13 protein-coding genes and 1 tRNA gene are annotated in these 13,808 nt (G+C 62.6%); 2 read left to right on the top strand and 12 right to left on the bottom strand.

The features are described 5' to 3' along the window. Positions 1–21: 21 nt before the first annotated feature. Positions 22–1,065 carry a hypothetical protein gene (locus tag ACZ2HM_RS05650; RefSeq protein WP_470426459.1) on the bottom strand — a complete coding sequence of 348 codons (1,044 nt, stop codon included), beginning with the start codon at positions 1,063–1,065 and terminating at the stop codon, positions 22–24. A 138-nt stretch (positions 1,066–1,203) separates the two neighbouring features. Here ACZ2HM_RS05650 and ACZ2HM_RS05645 point away from each other — a divergent pair, with 138 nt between their 5' ends. Beyond that, positions 1,204–2,136 (top strand): NAD(P)H-dependent flavin oxidoreductase, encoded by a 933-nt coding sequence (locus tag ACZ2HM_RS05645; RefSeq protein WP_470426458.1) that lies wholly within the window; start codon positions 1,204–1,206, stop codon positions 2,134–2,136. On the opposite strand, the gene ACZ2HM_RS05640 is transcribed toward ACZ2HM_RS05645, so the two are convergent. Next, a complete protein-coding gene (locus ACZ2HM_RS05640) occupies positions 2,131–3,009 on the bottom strand; it encodes an alpha/beta fold hydrolase (protein WP_037479776.1) in 879 nt (292 codons plus the stop codon). The two genes, ACZ2HM_RS05645 and ACZ2HM_RS05640, sit on opposite strands and share 6 nt — an antisense overlap. Before the next feature lie 147 nt (positions 3,010–3,156). Continuing rightward, the gene (locus ACZ2HM_RS05635) at positions 3,157–5,121 is read right to left on the bottom strand and encodes a hybrid sensor histidine kinase/response regulator (protein WP_470426457.1); all 1,965 of its coding nucleotides are present in this window, start codon (positions 5,119–5,121) and stop codon (positions 3,157–3,159) included. A gap of 186 nt (positions 5,122–5,307) precedes the next feature. Here ACZ2HM_RS05635 and ACZ2HM_RS05630 point away from each other — a divergent pair, with 186 nt between their 5' ends. After that, the gene (locus ACZ2HM_RS05630; protein ID WP_470426456.1) at positions 5,308–6,216 is read left to right on the top strand and encodes a sugar kinase; all 909 of its coding nucleotides are present in this window, start codon (positions 5,308–5,310) and stop codon (positions 6,214–6,216) included. Positions 6,217–6,424: 208 nt separating this feature from the next. Here ACZ2HM_RS05630 and ACZ2HM_RS05625 read toward each other — a convergent pair whose 3' ends face one another. The 9 genes from ACZ2HM_RS05625 to cyoB all read right to left on the bottom strand — a co-directional run bounded on the left by ACZ2HM_RS05625 (position 6,425) and on the right by cyoB (position 13,717). Then, positions 6,425–7,372, bottom strand: coding sequence for a type IIL restriction-modification enzyme MmeI (locus tag ACZ2HM_RS05625; RefSeq protein ID WP_470426455.1), 948 nt, complete (start codon positions 7,370–7,372; stop codon positions 6,425–6,427). Positions 7,373–7,416: 44 nt separating this feature from the next. Continuing rightward, complete coding sequence (locus ACZ2HM_RS05620; RefSeq protein WP_470426802.1) at positions 7,417–7,602, bottom strand: DUF6538 domain-containing protein; 186 nt, start codon at positions 7,600–7,602, stop codon at positions 7,417–7,419. A gap of 221 nt (positions 7,603–7,823) precedes the next feature. Further along, positions 7,824–7,897 (bottom strand) — tRNA-Gly (locus ACZ2HM_RS05615). A 35-nt stretch (positions 7,898–7,932) separates the two neighbouring features. Further along, positions 7,933–8,466: a response regulator transcription factor gene (locus ACZ2HM_RS05610; RefSeq protein ID WP_310223721.1), complete on the bottom strand. Its 534-nt coding sequence runs from the start codon at positions 8,464–8,466 to the stop codon at positions 7,933–7,935. Then, positions 8,456–9,781 carry an ATP-binding protein gene (locus ACZ2HM_RS05605; protein ID WP_470426454.1) on the bottom strand — a complete coding sequence of 442 codons (1,326 nt, stop codon included), beginning with the start codon at positions 9,779–9,781 and terminating at the stop codon, positions 8,456–8,458. The genes ACZ2HM_RS05610 and ACZ2HM_RS05605 overlap by 11 nt, the downstream gene beginning before the upstream one ends. Beyond that, complete coding sequence (locus ACZ2HM_RS05600) at positions 9,778–10,479, bottom strand: SURF1 family protein (RefSeq protein WP_470426453.1); 702 nt, start codon at positions 10,477–10,479, stop codon at positions 9,778–9,780. The genes ACZ2HM_RS05605 and ACZ2HM_RS05600 overlap by 4 nt, the downstream gene beginning before the upstream one ends. Before the next feature lie 202 nt (positions 10,480–10,681). Then, a complete protein-coding gene (cyoD, locus tag ACZ2HM_RS05595; protein WP_069066604.1) occupies positions 10,682–11,053 on the bottom strand; it encodes a cytochrome o ubiquinol oxidase subunit IV in 372 nt (123 codons plus the stop codon). Continuing rightward, complete coding sequence (gene cyoC / locus ACZ2HM_RS05590; RefSeq protein WP_096062897.1) at positions 11,050–11,694, bottom strand: cytochrome o ubiquinol oxidase subunit III; 645 nt, start codon at positions 11,692–11,694, stop codon at positions 11,050–11,052. The genes cyoD and cyoC overlap by 4 nt, the downstream gene beginning before the upstream one ends. Before the next feature lie 4 nt (positions 11,695–11,698). Beyond that, positions 11,699–13,717 carry a cytochrome o ubiquinol oxidase subunit I gene (gene cyoB, locus ACZ2HM_RS05585; protein ID WP_037472343.1) on the bottom strand — a complete coding sequence of 673 codons (2,019 nt, stop codon included), beginning with the start codon at positions 13,715–13,717 and terminating at the stop codon, positions 11,699–11,701. Positions 13,718–13,808: the final 91 nt, after the last annotated feature.

The following is a 13,808-nucleotide window of genomic DNA, read 5'->3' as shown; positions in this document are numbered from 1 at the left end:
CGCTGGCGGGAGGGGGGTGGATTAAGCGTAGGGGAGGCGGTTGGTCAGAGACGGCGGTAAAGTGCCCACCACAAGTTTCCGGGCATTATGCCAGAGTGCAGACAGCAGCAGGAGCGACGAACCGATCACCAGCGCCGTGAAGGCAACCGAGAGATCCACGATACCTGACTGCTTGAATAAGGCGTAGAGCGCGAAGAACACGTAAGCGAGGCTGGAGACCAGCAGCGCGCGTCGGTCGATCGCGAGGCCGACCAGGCCGAAGGCGATGTAGAGCAGGATCACGACGACCGCCTTGCCGATGCTGATGTCGTCGCCCCTGAATACACCGAGCAGGTTGAACAGCGAATGGGCGATCATCGGCGCGGCGGTCAGGTGCAGCCAGAAGGCGACATCGGCGCGGCGCGTGGTGCGGGTTCGATCGCTCATGTCCCAGCGCATGGCGAGCGCGAAAATGGCAAGGCCACCGGCCAGCAGCAGCAGATAGGCCAGCCTTATATCGCCGGGGAAGGCGGCAAGGACGAGGCCGCCGACGACGCCAGCGGCGGCGGCCGCGCCAGCCGCGACCGTGATCGGCACCATGAAGCGCCGCCAGTGCATCCAGGCGGCCAGCGCGCTGACGGCCGCGACGCCCGATATGATCAGCGAAGATGCCCGGTCGCCAACGTCTGGAAAGACCTGTGCCGCCAACGCGCCCAGCGCGAAGGCGACACCGCCGACAAAGCCAGCGAGCAGCAGAATGGAGGGCAGCGCCATGCGCCGTTGCCCGGTGAAATATTCCGCCAACCCCCAACTGACCGCCGCGACCAGCGCGCCCGACATGAAGGAGGGATGATGTTCCGCCGCGCCGAGTCGCACGCTGTTGCCGAGCCAGCCGACCGCGACGAGCAGGATGATGCCTGCGATGGCGACGAATATGTCGTTGAAGCCGGTCAGGAGGCGGAAACTTTCTTCATCGACCACGGGGCTGGCGCGCAGTTGTGCGACATGATCGCGCAGCGCCTGTGCGGCCTGCGGTGACAGGACGCCCGCCGTAACGGCATCCTGCAAGTCGCCTTCGCTATACATCGTCCAGCTCTCCTGTCGGTTTCGACCCAGCGACGCTACCACAACTGTATTATGTCATCAACACAGTTCCTTTTGCTCTTTTTCGCGACGCTGCGCGATGATAGCGCGGTGGGGCAAAAGAGAGAGGAAAGTCCGCCCATGTCCCTGCCGTCTGCGCTCGAAGGCCGCTTGTCGCTGCCGCTGATCGGATCGCCGATGTTCATCATTTCGCAGCCCGAACTGGTGATCGCCCAATGTCGTGCAGGGATTGTCGGTGCCTTTCCGTCGCTCAACGCCCGGCCGTCGGGCATGTTCGAACAATGGCTGCAACGACTGGGCACGGAATTGACGGACGCGGATGCGCCGTTCGCGGTCAATCTGATCGTCCACAAGAGCAACAGCCGGTTGGACGAGGATCTGGATCTGTGCGTCAAATATCAGGTGCCGATCATCATCACGTCGCTGGGCGCGCAGGAGCGGGTGAATGACGCGGTGCATAGCTATGGTGGCATCGTGTTGCACGACGTGATCAACGACCGGTTCGCCAAGAAAGCGATCGAAAAGGGTGCCGATGGCCTGATCGCAGTGGCGGCCGGGGCAGGGGGCCACGCCGGTACGTTGTCGCCCTTCGCGCTGGTGCAGGAAATCCGTGCCTGGTTCGATGGGCCGCTGGCGCTGTCGGGGTCGATCGCGACGGGGCGCGCGATCGCTGCGGCACGGATGATGGGGGCTGACCTTGGCTATATGGGGTCGCCCTTCATCGCCACGACCGAGGCCAATGCGGATGGTGCCTACAAGCAGATGATCGTGGACAGCAGCGCGGGCGACATCGTTTATTCCGACGTGTTCACCGGCGTCCATGGCAATTATCTGCGCCCCAGCATCGTCGCGTCGGGCATGGATCCGGACAATCTGCCCAAGGCGACCGAAATGGACTTTGCCAGCATGACCGGGGGCGACAAGAAGGCGTGGCGCGACGTGTGGGGATGTGGCCAGGGGATCGGCGCGATCGATCAGGTACAGCCCGCCGCCGACTTCATCGCGCAGTTGAAGGCGCAATATCGGTCGGCGATCGACGGCTTCACCTCATAGGAAGGCGCGCAACTTGGCGATGAAGCGGTCGAACTGGTCGTGATGCAGCCAGTGGCCAGCATCGGGAAATTCGACCAGCCGCGCATCGGCGAAATGCGCCATGCGGCCGTCTTTCGCCGGGTTTGACGCCCAACTGTCCTGCCCAAGGCACAGCAGGGTCGGGCAGGTGATGCGCGACCAGAAATCGGGCAGGTCCGCGTCTGAGCCAGCCTGCGGCGCGGCGCTGCTGAGATAAGGGTCGAACTTCCAGCTGAAGCTGCCATCCTCATTGCGGTTGACGCCGTGGATGGTGAGGTGAAGGGCCTGTTCGACCGAAAGATGCTCGTTGCGTTCGCGCATGCGGCCGATCGCAGCCTCGATCGTGGCATAGCGTCTGGGCGTGCGGCGGGCATTGGCGCGGCGCGTGTCGATCCATTGCCGCCAGACGTCGAGCGATGCTTCCTCGGCCTTTTCCTTCAACCGATCAGGCGACAGGCCAAGCCCTTCGAGGGCGACGATGCGCTGGACCTTGTCCGGGAACAGGCCCGCATAGCGCAGCGCGATCGATCCGCCGAGCGAGTGGCCGACGATGGTGACGGGCGGGCGGTCGAGCAGGTCGACCAGCTGGGCCAGATCATAGAGATAATTGGCCATCATATAGGAGCCGTCGGGCGACCAGGCGCTGTCGCCATGGCCGCGCAGGTCCGGCGCGATGACATGATAGTCCTTCGCCAGCGCGCGTGCCGTCCAGTCCCAGCTGCGCCCATGATCGAAGCCGCCATGGACCAGGATCAAGACCGGTGCGGCGCTATTGCCCCAATCGAGATAGTGGAGCCGGGTGCGGAGCGAGGTGAAGAAATGCGAGGTCGGGGTCAGGGCGGTGGGCGTGTCCATGCAGTCCTGCTGGCCGGAGGAGAAGGTGGGGTGTTTGTCACTCCCTTTGGCGAACTCGCCCCTGCTTGCAAGGGCGGAGCGACCAAAATCGCGCAATTTTCCGATGTTTGCGCGATGATAGCGGTCGGTCGATCCCTTGCTGCCCCGCTATTCGCCGTCGACCGGCGGCAGGAGATGGGCCGTGCGCGCGGCGGCGGCGGCATGTCCGGCGGTGGCGACGATCCGTGCCAGTTCGGCCTGCCGGAACGGCTTGTCGAGGCGCGGGCGGCGGCTGGCATGGGGTGGCAATTCGGCGAAACCGGTGATGATGACGACCGGCAATCCCGGCCGCATCTGATCGATCCTGTCGGCAAGTTGCGCGCCGGTCATACCCGGCATGGCATGGTCGGTCACCACCAGATCGACATCGCCTTGCTCCAGCATCCGCAGGGCTTCGGCGGCGTTCGACGCGCGGAACACGGTATGGCCCAGATCCTCCAACATGCCGGCCATGTTGGTCAGCACCAGTTCGTCATCATCCACCGCTAGGATGACGAGGGGGAGGCTGGGGCTATTGCTGTAATCGACGGGCGCTATGATATCGGCGGTGGGACCGGCCTGCGACACGGGGAGCCAGAGCGAGACGGTCGTGCCTTCGCCCGGTTGGCTGGTGATGGTGAGCGATCCGCCGCATTGCTGGACGAAGCCATGCACCATCGACAGGCCAAGGCCGGTGCCTTTGCCGACGCCCTTGGTCGTAAAAAAGGGTTCGCGGGCGCGCTCGATCGTGGCGGCGTCCATGCCTTCGCCATTGTCGGCCACGGACAGTTCGACATAGGCACCGGGCGACAGGTCTGGCCGGTCGCCCTGTTCGATGGTCCAGCCCTGCGCCGCGATGATGATATCGCCGCCATTGGGCATGGCATCGCGGGCATTGACCGCCAGGTTCAAGATGGCGAGTTCCAACTGCGCCGGGTCGGCATGGACATTGGCAAGCGACATAGGGAAACGGGTTTCGATGGCGATCGCACCGCCCAGCGTTGTCTGCAGCAGTTCCGCCATGCCCAGCACCAACGCGACGGGATCGACGCTTTGCAGTTTCAATTCCTGTTTGCGGGCGAAGGCCAGCATCCGCTGCGTCAGCGTCGCGCCGCGTTCGGCCGCGGCCATGGCATTGTCGAGATAGCGGCTGATATCCGCGCCGTTCGCCATGCGTTGGCGGGCAAGGTCGAGGCTGCCGACGATGACGGCGAGCAGATTGTTGAAATCATGGGCGACGCCGCCGGTCAGCTTGCCGATCGCGTCCATCTTCTGCGTCTGGATGATGGCGTCACGCGCGGCGTCGAGCGCCTGTTGCGATTCGCGCCGTTCGGTCAGGTCGCGGGTGACCTTGGCAAAGCCGAGCAACTGGCCCTGGGAATCGCGAATGCAGTCGATGACGACATTGGCCCAGAAACGCGATCCATCCTTGCGGATGCGCCAGCCTTCGGCTTCGAACCGGCCGTCGCGTTCGGCGGTATGGAGCGCGCGCGAGGGCAGCCCCGCCATCCGATCCTCTTCCGAATAGAAACGGGCGAAATTCTGACCGAGGATTTCGTCGGCCTTATAGCCTTTGAAGCGTTCGGCCCCCATGTTCCAGCTGGTGATGGTGCCCACCGGATCGAGCATATAGATCGCATAGTCGGTGACGCTTTCGACGAGCAGGCGAAACCGCTCTTCGCTGGAGCGGAGCGCTTCCTGCACCGCGCGCCGTTCGGTCAGGTCGCGCGTGACCTTGGCAAAGCCCAGCAATTGGCCGTCCTGCGCATCGCGGATGGGGTCGATGACGACATTGGCCCAAAATTGCGTGCCGTCCTTGCGGACGCGCCAGCCTTCGGCTTCGAACCGGCCGTCATGGTCGGCGGTGTAGAGAGCAAGCGCGGGAATGCCCGTGGCTTGATCTTCCGGCGTGTAGAAGCGGGAGAAATGCTGGCCGATGATCTCGTCGGCGGCATAGCCCTTGAACCGCTCCGCACCCGCATTCCAGCTGACCACCACGCCGTCGGCATCCAGCATGTAGATGGCATAGTCGGTAACGCTCTGAACCAGCAGTTCGAAGCGGTTGCCCGTATAACCGGATAGACCCTTGTTCATTATATTCCCGATCAGGACGCCATGATCATGACGTCATCCCCTTGCCTTCAGGCAAACGCCAAAGCCGCCCGATCGTTCCACATGGTAGGAAGGCGGAGATGCGAACGGTGGGATGGGTTGACTTTGACGGCCGCTCTGCGCCACCACGCCCCGGCATAGACGGGTTTGGCTGGACGGGATGTGGGCATGGGCGAGGGTGTGACGGTCACGGTGATTGGCGAAGCCATGCTGGAACTGAGCCGGGGGACGGGCGACAGCTGGAACCTGCGCTATGGCGGCGATGTCATCAATACCGCCGTGCATCTGGCCCGGTCGGGCGACAGGGTCCGGCTGGCAAGCGCAATGGGCAACGACCCGATGAGCGCCGAGCTGTGTGCGGCATGGGAAGCCGAGGGCGTGGATACGTCGCTCGTGCTGCGCGCCGCCGATCGGTTGCCGGGCCTCTATGCGATCGAGACGGATGCGAGCGGCGAGCGCAGCTTCCATTATTGGCGCAGCGAAGCGGCGGCGCGGCGGATGTTCGTGCTGCCCGGCAGCGCGGCGATGGTCGCGGCGGCGGCGCAATCGGACCTGCTCTATTTCTCGCTGATCACGCTTGCCATCCTGCCCGATGAAGGGCGGGAGGCGTTGCTGGACCTGTGCGCGGCGGTGCGGGCGCGGGGCGGCAAGGTTGCCTTCGACGGCAATTACCGCGCGCGCCTGTGGGACGATGCGGCCACTGCGCGGCACTGGCGCGACCGGGCGATCGCGCTCGCCGATATCGGCCTGCCGACGCTGGCGGATGAGGTCGAGATGGGCGAGGCGGATGATGCGCAGGATGCCGCGACCCGCTGGGGCGCAGGCGAGGGGCGGGAGATCATCGTCAAGCTGGGCGGCGATGGCTGCCTGGTCGAAGGGCAGATCGTGCCCATTCCCCGATCACTGGACGTCGTGGATTCGAGCGGCGCGGGCGATGCCTTCAACGGCGGCTATCTCCACGCGCGACTGGGCGGCGCGACCCCGGTGGACGCCGCGCTGGCCGGGCATCGGCTGGCCGGGTGGAATATCGGTCGCCGTGGCGCGATCCCGGCGCGGGATGGGGATGCGCCTTATTGAGAATGTCGGCGTCAAACAGCAACCTCCGTTCGTTTCGAGCGAAGTCGAGAAACCTACGCGCCCAGGTTTCTCGACGTAGTTTATCCTGAGCGCCTGCTACAGCCGGGCAATCGAAGGGCTCGAAACGAACGGAGATCGGGATTACGACCTGAAATCATCGGCCCTCAAGGGGGAGGCGTGATACAGGTCACGGTCAAGGGCTCTTGCCCTAAGCCTCGCCCCCATCCTGACCGGCCTTGCGCGCCACGCGGCGGTTCTTTGCCGCACCCAGCCGTTCCAGCGGATTGACCAGCGCCTCATAGCGGCCGAACAGATGTTCCACCCGGTCGCGGTCGGTTTCAAACGCGGCGGGGCGGTAGAGGCGGTCGACCGCGCGGTCCAGCGCAGCATGGGCGCGGCGCAGATCGGCGGGCATGGTGTCCGGGTCGTAGAGATCGGCCAGGCTGGACGTCGGATAGGCGGCACGGGCATCCAGCACCGCCTGCGCCAGCCCCTCTATCTTCGCGCGCTGGGCGGGGGCGGCGTCGGGCCATGGGAAGGTGTTGTACACCAGTGTGTTTGAATAACGAAAATCGCTCTTAATTCGTCCGCCAACATGACTAAGCCAAGAAACATGCATTCGTGATGAAATGATTCCAAAATTATAGATATTTCCGTTCGGAATGCAGGTGCAACTGTCATGAACTATATTTTCGGGTGGAAAAAAATCGAAAGGAATGTAGTGACGATTTTCAGAAGAATGCCGTGGTACCAAGATGTAGTTGCTATTAGGCTGTCGAATTTCTGCAAAAAGGCTCGGCCAATTCGCTGCTTTTTGAGTAGGGATTTTGACACTTGCCGCACGAAAATGCCGAACAGCCTCAATACGGGCCAACACTGATGGCATCATCCTAATTTCATCGGGTTTAGCCGCCATCAGCCAAAGGCACCATCGTTGCCCACCGTTCAGATATTCGTGCGAACTGACCAAAAATTTAATGTACTGAGCCGCAAGCGGTTCAATCGCTAAAAAGGCATCCTTTTCTGCCGACGAAAAGATAAGATTGCCGCCGTCAACCGGCTTGTTACCATACACAATCGCAGGGACGTCAGCTAATGGCGTTGACCGTTCACGCACAACAAGATGACGGTTAGCGACGCCTTTTGCATCGAACAAATATGCGGTAATTCCGCTATGCTGGCTCTCAACCGGGTCGCTTTTTATGTCTTCGAGGCAATAAGGCGCTCGTCAAATCGCAGCCCAGCTTCGCGACGTCTCTTCTCGAACATTGCGTCGATTTCCGCAGCCGCCTGCCGTCCCAATCTCATCGCCATTGAAAGACTGTCCGTCCGCAACGATCGCTTCACATGGCTGGACGGAAATTCACCTCTGAGATCAGCGGGCACCCTGACACGAAAATGGTAAATTGATCCTCGCAGCGACAGTCCGCGCGGCCATCGTTTGTGACCCACCTTTGTGACCCCCGGTAGGGGCGAATATTCTGTTTGTTTTGAAGGTGTTGACGCTGAATTTGACGAAACATTGTGACCCACCTTTGTGTCACATTCGCGCGAAGTGACCCGGTTCTGGACCGTTTTTTGTTGATTTTCAGGGCGTTGGGATTTTCTGGAGCGGGTGAGGGGAATCGAACCCCCGTCGTCAGCTTGGGAAGCTGCTGCTCTACCATTGAGCTACACCCGCGTTCGACTGCCCATTGCCACGGCGGAAATGCGCCGTCAACCAACCTGGCGCTTGGCCAGTTTGCGCGCCAGGGTGCGGCGATGCATGCCCAGACGGCGGGCGGCTTCGGAGATGTTGAAGTCGCTGTCTTTGAGCGCTTCGTGGATATGCTCCCATTCCAGCGTCTTGATCGACGTCGGGCGGGGGGCGAGCGGGGTGTCGGGATCGCCGCCGGAGCGGGCGAAGGCGGCCTCTATGTCGTCGGTGTTGGACGGTTTGGCGAGATAATGGGTGGCGCCCAGCTTGATCGCGTCCACGGCGGTCGCGATGCTCGCAAAACCGGTCAGCACGACGATGAGCATCGCGGGGTCATGGGCGTGCAGCGCCTGAACGCAGGCGAGGCCGGACTGGGGGCCGAGCTTGAGATCGACGACGGCAAAGCCGGGGCGGTGGTCGGCGAGGCGGGCGTTGACCGATTCCAGGCTGTCGGCGAGCAGGACGCTATAGCCGCGCCGCTCGAACGAGCGTTTGAGCGTGCGGGCGAAAGCTTCGTCATCCTCGACGATCAGCAACAGCCGTTCAGACGTCATTCTTGCCCTCCTCCAAGGCCAGGGTTGCGAGCGGCAGGCGCAGCAGGATCATCGCGCCGCCCTCCACGCTGTTGCTGGCATTGACCCTTCCGCCCAGCTTGCGCACGACATTGACCACCAGGAAGAGGCCGAGGCCGCCGCCCTGTTTGCCCTTGCTCGACCGATAGGGTTTGCCGACATCGGCCAGCATCTCCTCGCTAAAGCCGGGGCCATTGTCGCGCACGGCGATATGGAGCCAGCGATTGTCGCGGCTGATGAGCATGTCGATATAGGTCGCGCCCGCTTCGCGCGCATTGTCGAGCAGGTTGGTGACGGCCTGGCGGATCACCGGATCGGCGACGATGCGGGGATAGTCGTGCGGGCCAAAGTCGCAGCGCAGCGGCATGCCGGGATTGGCGCTGCGCCAGTCGCGGGCGATGGCATCGACAAAGTCGCGGACATTGGTGATTTGCGGCGCTTCGCCGCGCGCTTCGCCCGCCGACATCAGGATGCCCGACAGGATCGCCTTGCAGCGTTTGATGGCGGTTTCCATCTCGCCGACTTCCTCGACCAAAGCGGGATGGCCGGTGATTTCGGGCATATGCCGCCAGTCGCCCAGCACGACGGCGAGTTGCGCGAGCGGCGTGCCGAGTTCATGCGCCGCGCCCGATGCGAGCAGGCCCATGCGAACGATATGTTCCTCCTCCGCCGCCTGTTGGCGCAACCGGGCGAGATAGGCTTCGCGCTGTTGCAGGTTGCGGGTGATGCGAGTCATGAACAGGACCAGCAGCACCGCGATCATGGTCAGGCAGATCCAGGTGCCGATGATATGCAGGTCGAACAGGCGGCCTTCGAACGCTTCGCTCAGATCGAGCGGGCGGTAGACGAGCGAGAGCATCGCCGCGCAGAGCGAGGATATGGCGACGATGCCCCAGACGCTCCAACGGTGAAGCAGCACCGCGCCCAGCGCCACCTGCACCAGATAGAGCGAGATGAACGGGTTGGTCGCGCCGCCGCTAAGATACAGCTGCGTGGTCAGCGCCAGCACGTCGAACAGCAGCGCCAGGAAGAGTTCGGCATGGGTGATGTCGGTGCGCCGCCGCAAGATCATCATGCTGCCAAGGTTCATGGCCGCCGCGATGCAGGGGACCACCAGCATGGACGGGAAGGGCAGGCGGATGTCCATGGCATAATGGACGATCAGGATGGTCGCGACCTGGCCTGCGATCGCGATCCAGCGCAACTGCACCAGCAGCGCCATATTCTTGCGCCCGGCCGCATCGGCGGACCATTGGCTGGGGAGCCAGCGCGCGCGCAGGGGCGTGTTGCCCTTCATGCCCGGCGATCTTTTCCTGACTGGCGCATGACGAAGATATAGGCACCCGCGACCATCGCCGCCAGCGCGAACCAGGTGATGGCGTAGACAAGATGGTTGTTGGGGAATTGCACGACGGTCAGGCCACCGATGGGCAGGGCGTCGGCCTGCGCCCCGGCATCGGCGTCGATGAAATAAGGGAGCGTCGCAGGCAGGGCGCGGGCGGCGGCGATGGCGGCGACGTCGCGCGAATACCAGCGGTCGGCGGCGGGGTCATTATCGCGCAGGAAGCCGCCGCCCGGTTCGGTCAGGCGCAGCAGGCCGGTAATGCGGACTGCTCCTGCCGGGCGGGTGTAGCTGGTGCGGGCGTCGGGCGGCACGAAGCCGCGATTGATCAGCAGCGTCGAGCCGTCCACGCGCTGGAGCGGGGTCAGCACCCAGAAGCCGGGGCCGCGCACGGTCGAGGCCTGTACGAGAGTGGCGCGGTCGTGGAGGAAAGTGCCGGTCGCGGCGACGCGGCGATATTCGTCGGATTTGGCCGCTATGGCGGGCGCTGGCACCGGCGGGGCGTGAATGCGGGCAGCGACCCGGACAATCAAATCGCGTTTCCACGCCAGCCGTTCGACCTGCCAAATGCCAAGCGTACATAGGGTCGTAAACAGCAAGGCGGCGATCAGTGTCAGGCCGATCGGAAATATCGCTCTATGTGCCGATGTCATCGGTCATCCTCCCCTAGTAGGGGAGGTGTCGGGCCGTAGGCCAGACGGAGGGGTGTCGCACCATCGATAGGGCGACACCCCTCCACCACTTCGTGGTCCCCCTCCCCTTCCAGGGGAGGATTTTGCTGCCAGGTTTGTGAACTACACAATCGCCAATGCCAAACCGTTGTGGTTCTGGATGTCTGCTAGAAGCATGTAGATGTCACGGCATCTGGCTCATGTCATGCGTCATGGCGGGCATCATGTTGGTGTTGAGATGATACATGACCCACATCGAACCGGACAAGGTGATGACCACCAGGACCAAAGTGAACATCAGCGCCATCATCGACCAGCCGCCTTCCGAACGGGTGTTCATATGCAGGAAGTAGATCATGTGGACAACGATCTGCACGACCGCAAAGGCCATGATGACGAGCGCGGTGGTCTGTGTATTGGCGAAATAGCCGGTCATCACCAGCCAGAAGGGGATGGCCGTCAGCAGGACCGACAGGCCAAAGCCGATCATATAGCTGCCCATCGTGCCGTGCGCGCCATGCGCCTCGCCGTGAGTGTCGTGATCGTGCGCGCTCATCGCAGCATCCCCATGAGATAGACGAAGGTGAAGACGCCGATCCAGATGACGTCCAGGAAGTGCCAGAACATGCTTAGGCACATCAGGCGGCGCTGGTTGGCGGGGATCAGCCCCTTCTTGGCGACCTGTACCATCAGCGTCACCAGCCAGATGATGCCGAAGGTGACGTGCAGCCCGTGGGTGCCGACCAACGCGAAGAAGGCGGACAGGAAGCCGGACCGCTGCGGCGTCGCGCCTTCATGGATGAGGTGCGCAAATTCGTAGAGTTCGATGCCCAGGAAGGCGAGGCCGAACAGGCCGGTAATGGCCAGCCAGCCCTGGGTCGCTGCGACTTTGTTCTTTTCCATCGACAACATGGCAAAGCCATAGGTGATGGACGAAAAGAGCAGCATCGCGGTGTTGAGTGCGACGAGGTTCAGGTCGAACAGGTCACGCGGCCCTGGCCCCGCGGCATAGCTGCCGCTCAGCACCGCATAGGTGGCGAATAGGCAGGCGAAGATGAGGCAGTCGCTCATCAGGTAAATCCAGAAGCCCAACGACGTGCTGGAACCTTCGGGATGATGCGGTTCCTCGCCCAAATGGAAGAGGGGCTTGCCGTCCTGGTCGAGGAAGGCGGGGTCGATCTTGGAGCGTGTGGCCATGATGTTAGCCCTGTGTTGCGAGCAGCGCGCTGCGCTCGCCCTCGGTGCGCTCGACCACATCCTGCGGGATATAGAAGTCGCGCTTATAGTTGAAGGTATGGCCGATCGCGACGGCGAGGATGCCGACGAAGGATAGGCCCGCCAGCCACCAGATGTACCAGATCATGCCGAACGAGAAGGCCACGGACAGGCCGGCGATGATCAGGCCGGTTGCGGTATTGGACGGCATATGGATCGCCTTGTAGCCGGTCAATGGACGCTGATAGCCGCGCTTCTTCATGTCCGCCCAGGCGTCGCCATCATGGATGACGGGCGTGAAGGCGAAATTATAGTCTGGCGGGGGCGAACTGGTCGCCCATTCCAGCGTGCGGCCGTCCCAGGGATCGCCGGTCGTGTCGCGCAACTGATCGCGATTCTTGATGCTGACCGCGAACTGGATGAACATGCAGGCGATGCCCGCCGCGATCATTACTGCGCCCAGCGCCGCGATCTGGAACCAGATTTGCAAGCTCGGATCGTCGAACACGCGCATCCGGCGGGTGACGCCCATCAGGCCCAGCACATAGAGCGGCATGAAGGCGGTCCAGAAGCCGACGACCCAGAGCCAGAAGCTGCGCTTGCCCCAGGTGGTTTCCAGGCGGAAGCCGAAGGCCTTGGGCCACCAGTAATTGATCGCCGCGAACAGACCGAACAGCACGCCGCCGATGATCACATTATGGAAATGCGCGATCAGGAACAGCGAGTTGTGCAGCACGAAGTCGGCCGGTGGCACGGCGAGCAGTACGCCGGTCATGCCGCCCACGGTGAAGGTCAGCATGAAGGCGACCGTCCACATCATCGGCAGTTCATAGCGGATGCGGCCGCGATACATGGTGAACAGCCAGTTGAAGAGCTTGGCACCCGTGGGAATCGAGATGACCATCGTCGTGATGCCAAAGAAGCTGTTGACGCTGGCGCCCGACCCCATGGTGAAGAAATGGTGCAGCCAGACGAGATAGCTGAGCAGCGCGATGACGATCGTCGCATAGACCATCGAGCTATAGCCAAAGAGGCGCTTGGACGAGAAGGTCGAGGTGACTTCGGAGAACACGCCGAACAGCGGCAGGATGAGGATATAGACTTCCGGGTGACCCCAGATCCAGATCAGGTTCACATACATCATGGGGTTGCCGCCCATGTCGTTGGTGAAGAAGGCTGTGCCGATATAGCGGTCGAGGCTGAGCAGTGCCAAGACTGCGGTCAGCACCGGGAAGGCGGCGACGATCAGCACGTTGGCGCACAGGGACGTCCAGGTGAAGATGGGCATCTTCATCATCGTCATGCCCGGCGCGCGCATCTTGACGATGGTCGCGATCAGGTTGACGCCCGATAGCAATGTGCCGATGCCCGCTATCTGCAAGCCCCAGATATAATAATCGACCCCCACGCCCGGCGAATAGGCGATGCCCGACAGCGGTGGGTAGGCCAGCCAGCCGGTGCGCGCGAACTCACCCACGAACAGCGACATCATGACGATGATCGCGCCTGCCGTGGTCATCCAGAAGCTGAAATTGTTGAGGAAGGGGAAGGACACGTCGCGCGCGCCGATCTGGAGCGGGACGATATAGTTCATGATCCCGGTGATCATCGGCATCGCGACGAAGAAGATCATGATGACGCCGTGCGCCGTGAAAATCTGGTCGTAATGATGGGCGTTCAGATAACCTTCGGAACCGTTGAACGCCATCGCCTGCTGCAGCCGCATCATGATCGCGTCAGCGAAGCCGCGCAGGAACATGATGAGCCCCAGGATCATATACATGATGCCGATGCGCTTGTGATCGACGGTGGTGAACCAGTCGTTCCAGAGCGTGCCCCAGAGTTTATATTTGGTAACCAGCCCGAACACCACCGCGCCCCCCAGCGCGACCATCAGGAAGGTGCCGACGACGATCGGCTCATGCAGGGGGAGCGAACTCCAGTCGAGACGACCGAAGATCAGCTTCCAGATGCCACTATTTTCGGAGGCGGGATGCGGGGACATGGGCGTTACGGCCTTGATGTAGAGAGAAGGGGGAGAGGGAATGATCCTCCCCTGGAAGGGGAGGTGTCTGGCATAGCCAGACGGAGGGGTG

It is taken from the genome of Sphingobium sp. KKT206 (assembly GCF_055640555.1).
The sequence above is the reverse complement of the archived record's forward strand: the minus strand, read 5'-3'. Positions and strand labels throughout refer to the sequence as shown.

What these genes read in the sequence shown, in the direction of transcription:
- ACZ2HM_RS05650 (WP_470426459.1), bottom strand. Translation starts at nt 1,065, where the DNA reads ATGTATAGCGAAGGCGACTTGCAGGATGCCGTTACGGCGGGCGTCCTG.
- ACZ2HM_RS05645 (WP_470426458.1), top strand. Translation starts at nt 1,204, where the DNA reads ATGTCCCTGCCGTCTGCGCTCGAAGGCCGCTTGTCGCTGCCGCTGATC.
- ACZ2HM_RS05640 (WP_037479776.1), bottom strand. Translation starts at nt 3,009, where the DNA reads ATGGACACGCCCACCGCCCTGACCCCGACCTCGCATTTCTTCACCTCG.
- ACZ2HM_RS05635 (WP_470426457.1), bottom strand. Translation starts at nt 5,121, where the DNA reads ATGAACAAGGGTCTATCCGGTTATACGGGCAACCGCTTCGAACTGCTG.
- ACZ2HM_RS05630 (WP_470426456.1), top strand. Translation starts at nt 5,308, where the DNA reads ATGGGCGAGGGTGTGACGGTCACGGTGATTGGCGAAGCCATGCTGGAA.
- ACZ2HM_RS05610 (WP_310223721.1), bottom strand. Translation starts at nt 8,466, where the DNA reads ATGACGTCTGAACGGCTGTTGCTGATCGTCGAGGATGACGAAGCTTTC.
- ACZ2HM_RS05605 (WP_470426454.1), bottom strand. Translation starts at nt 9,781, where the DNA reads ATGAAGGGCAACACGCCCCTGCGCGCGCGCTGGCTCCCCAGCCAATGG.
- ACZ2HM_RS05600 (WP_470426453.1), bottom strand. Translation starts at nt 10,479, where the DNA reads ATGACATCGGCACATAGAGCGATATTTCCGATCGGCCTGACACTGATC.
- cyoD (WP_069066604.1), bottom strand. Translation starts at nt 11,053, where the DNA reads ATGAGCGCGCACGATCACGACACTCACGGCGAGGCGCATGGCGCGCAC.
- cyoC (WP_096062897.1), bottom strand. Translation starts at nt 11,694, where the DNA reads ATGGCCACACGCTCCAAGATCGACCCCGCCTTCCTCGACCAGGACGGC.
- cyoB (WP_037472343.1), bottom strand. Translation starts at nt 13,717, where the DNA reads ATGTCCCCGCATCCCGCCTCCGAAAATAGTGGCATCTGGAAGCTGATC.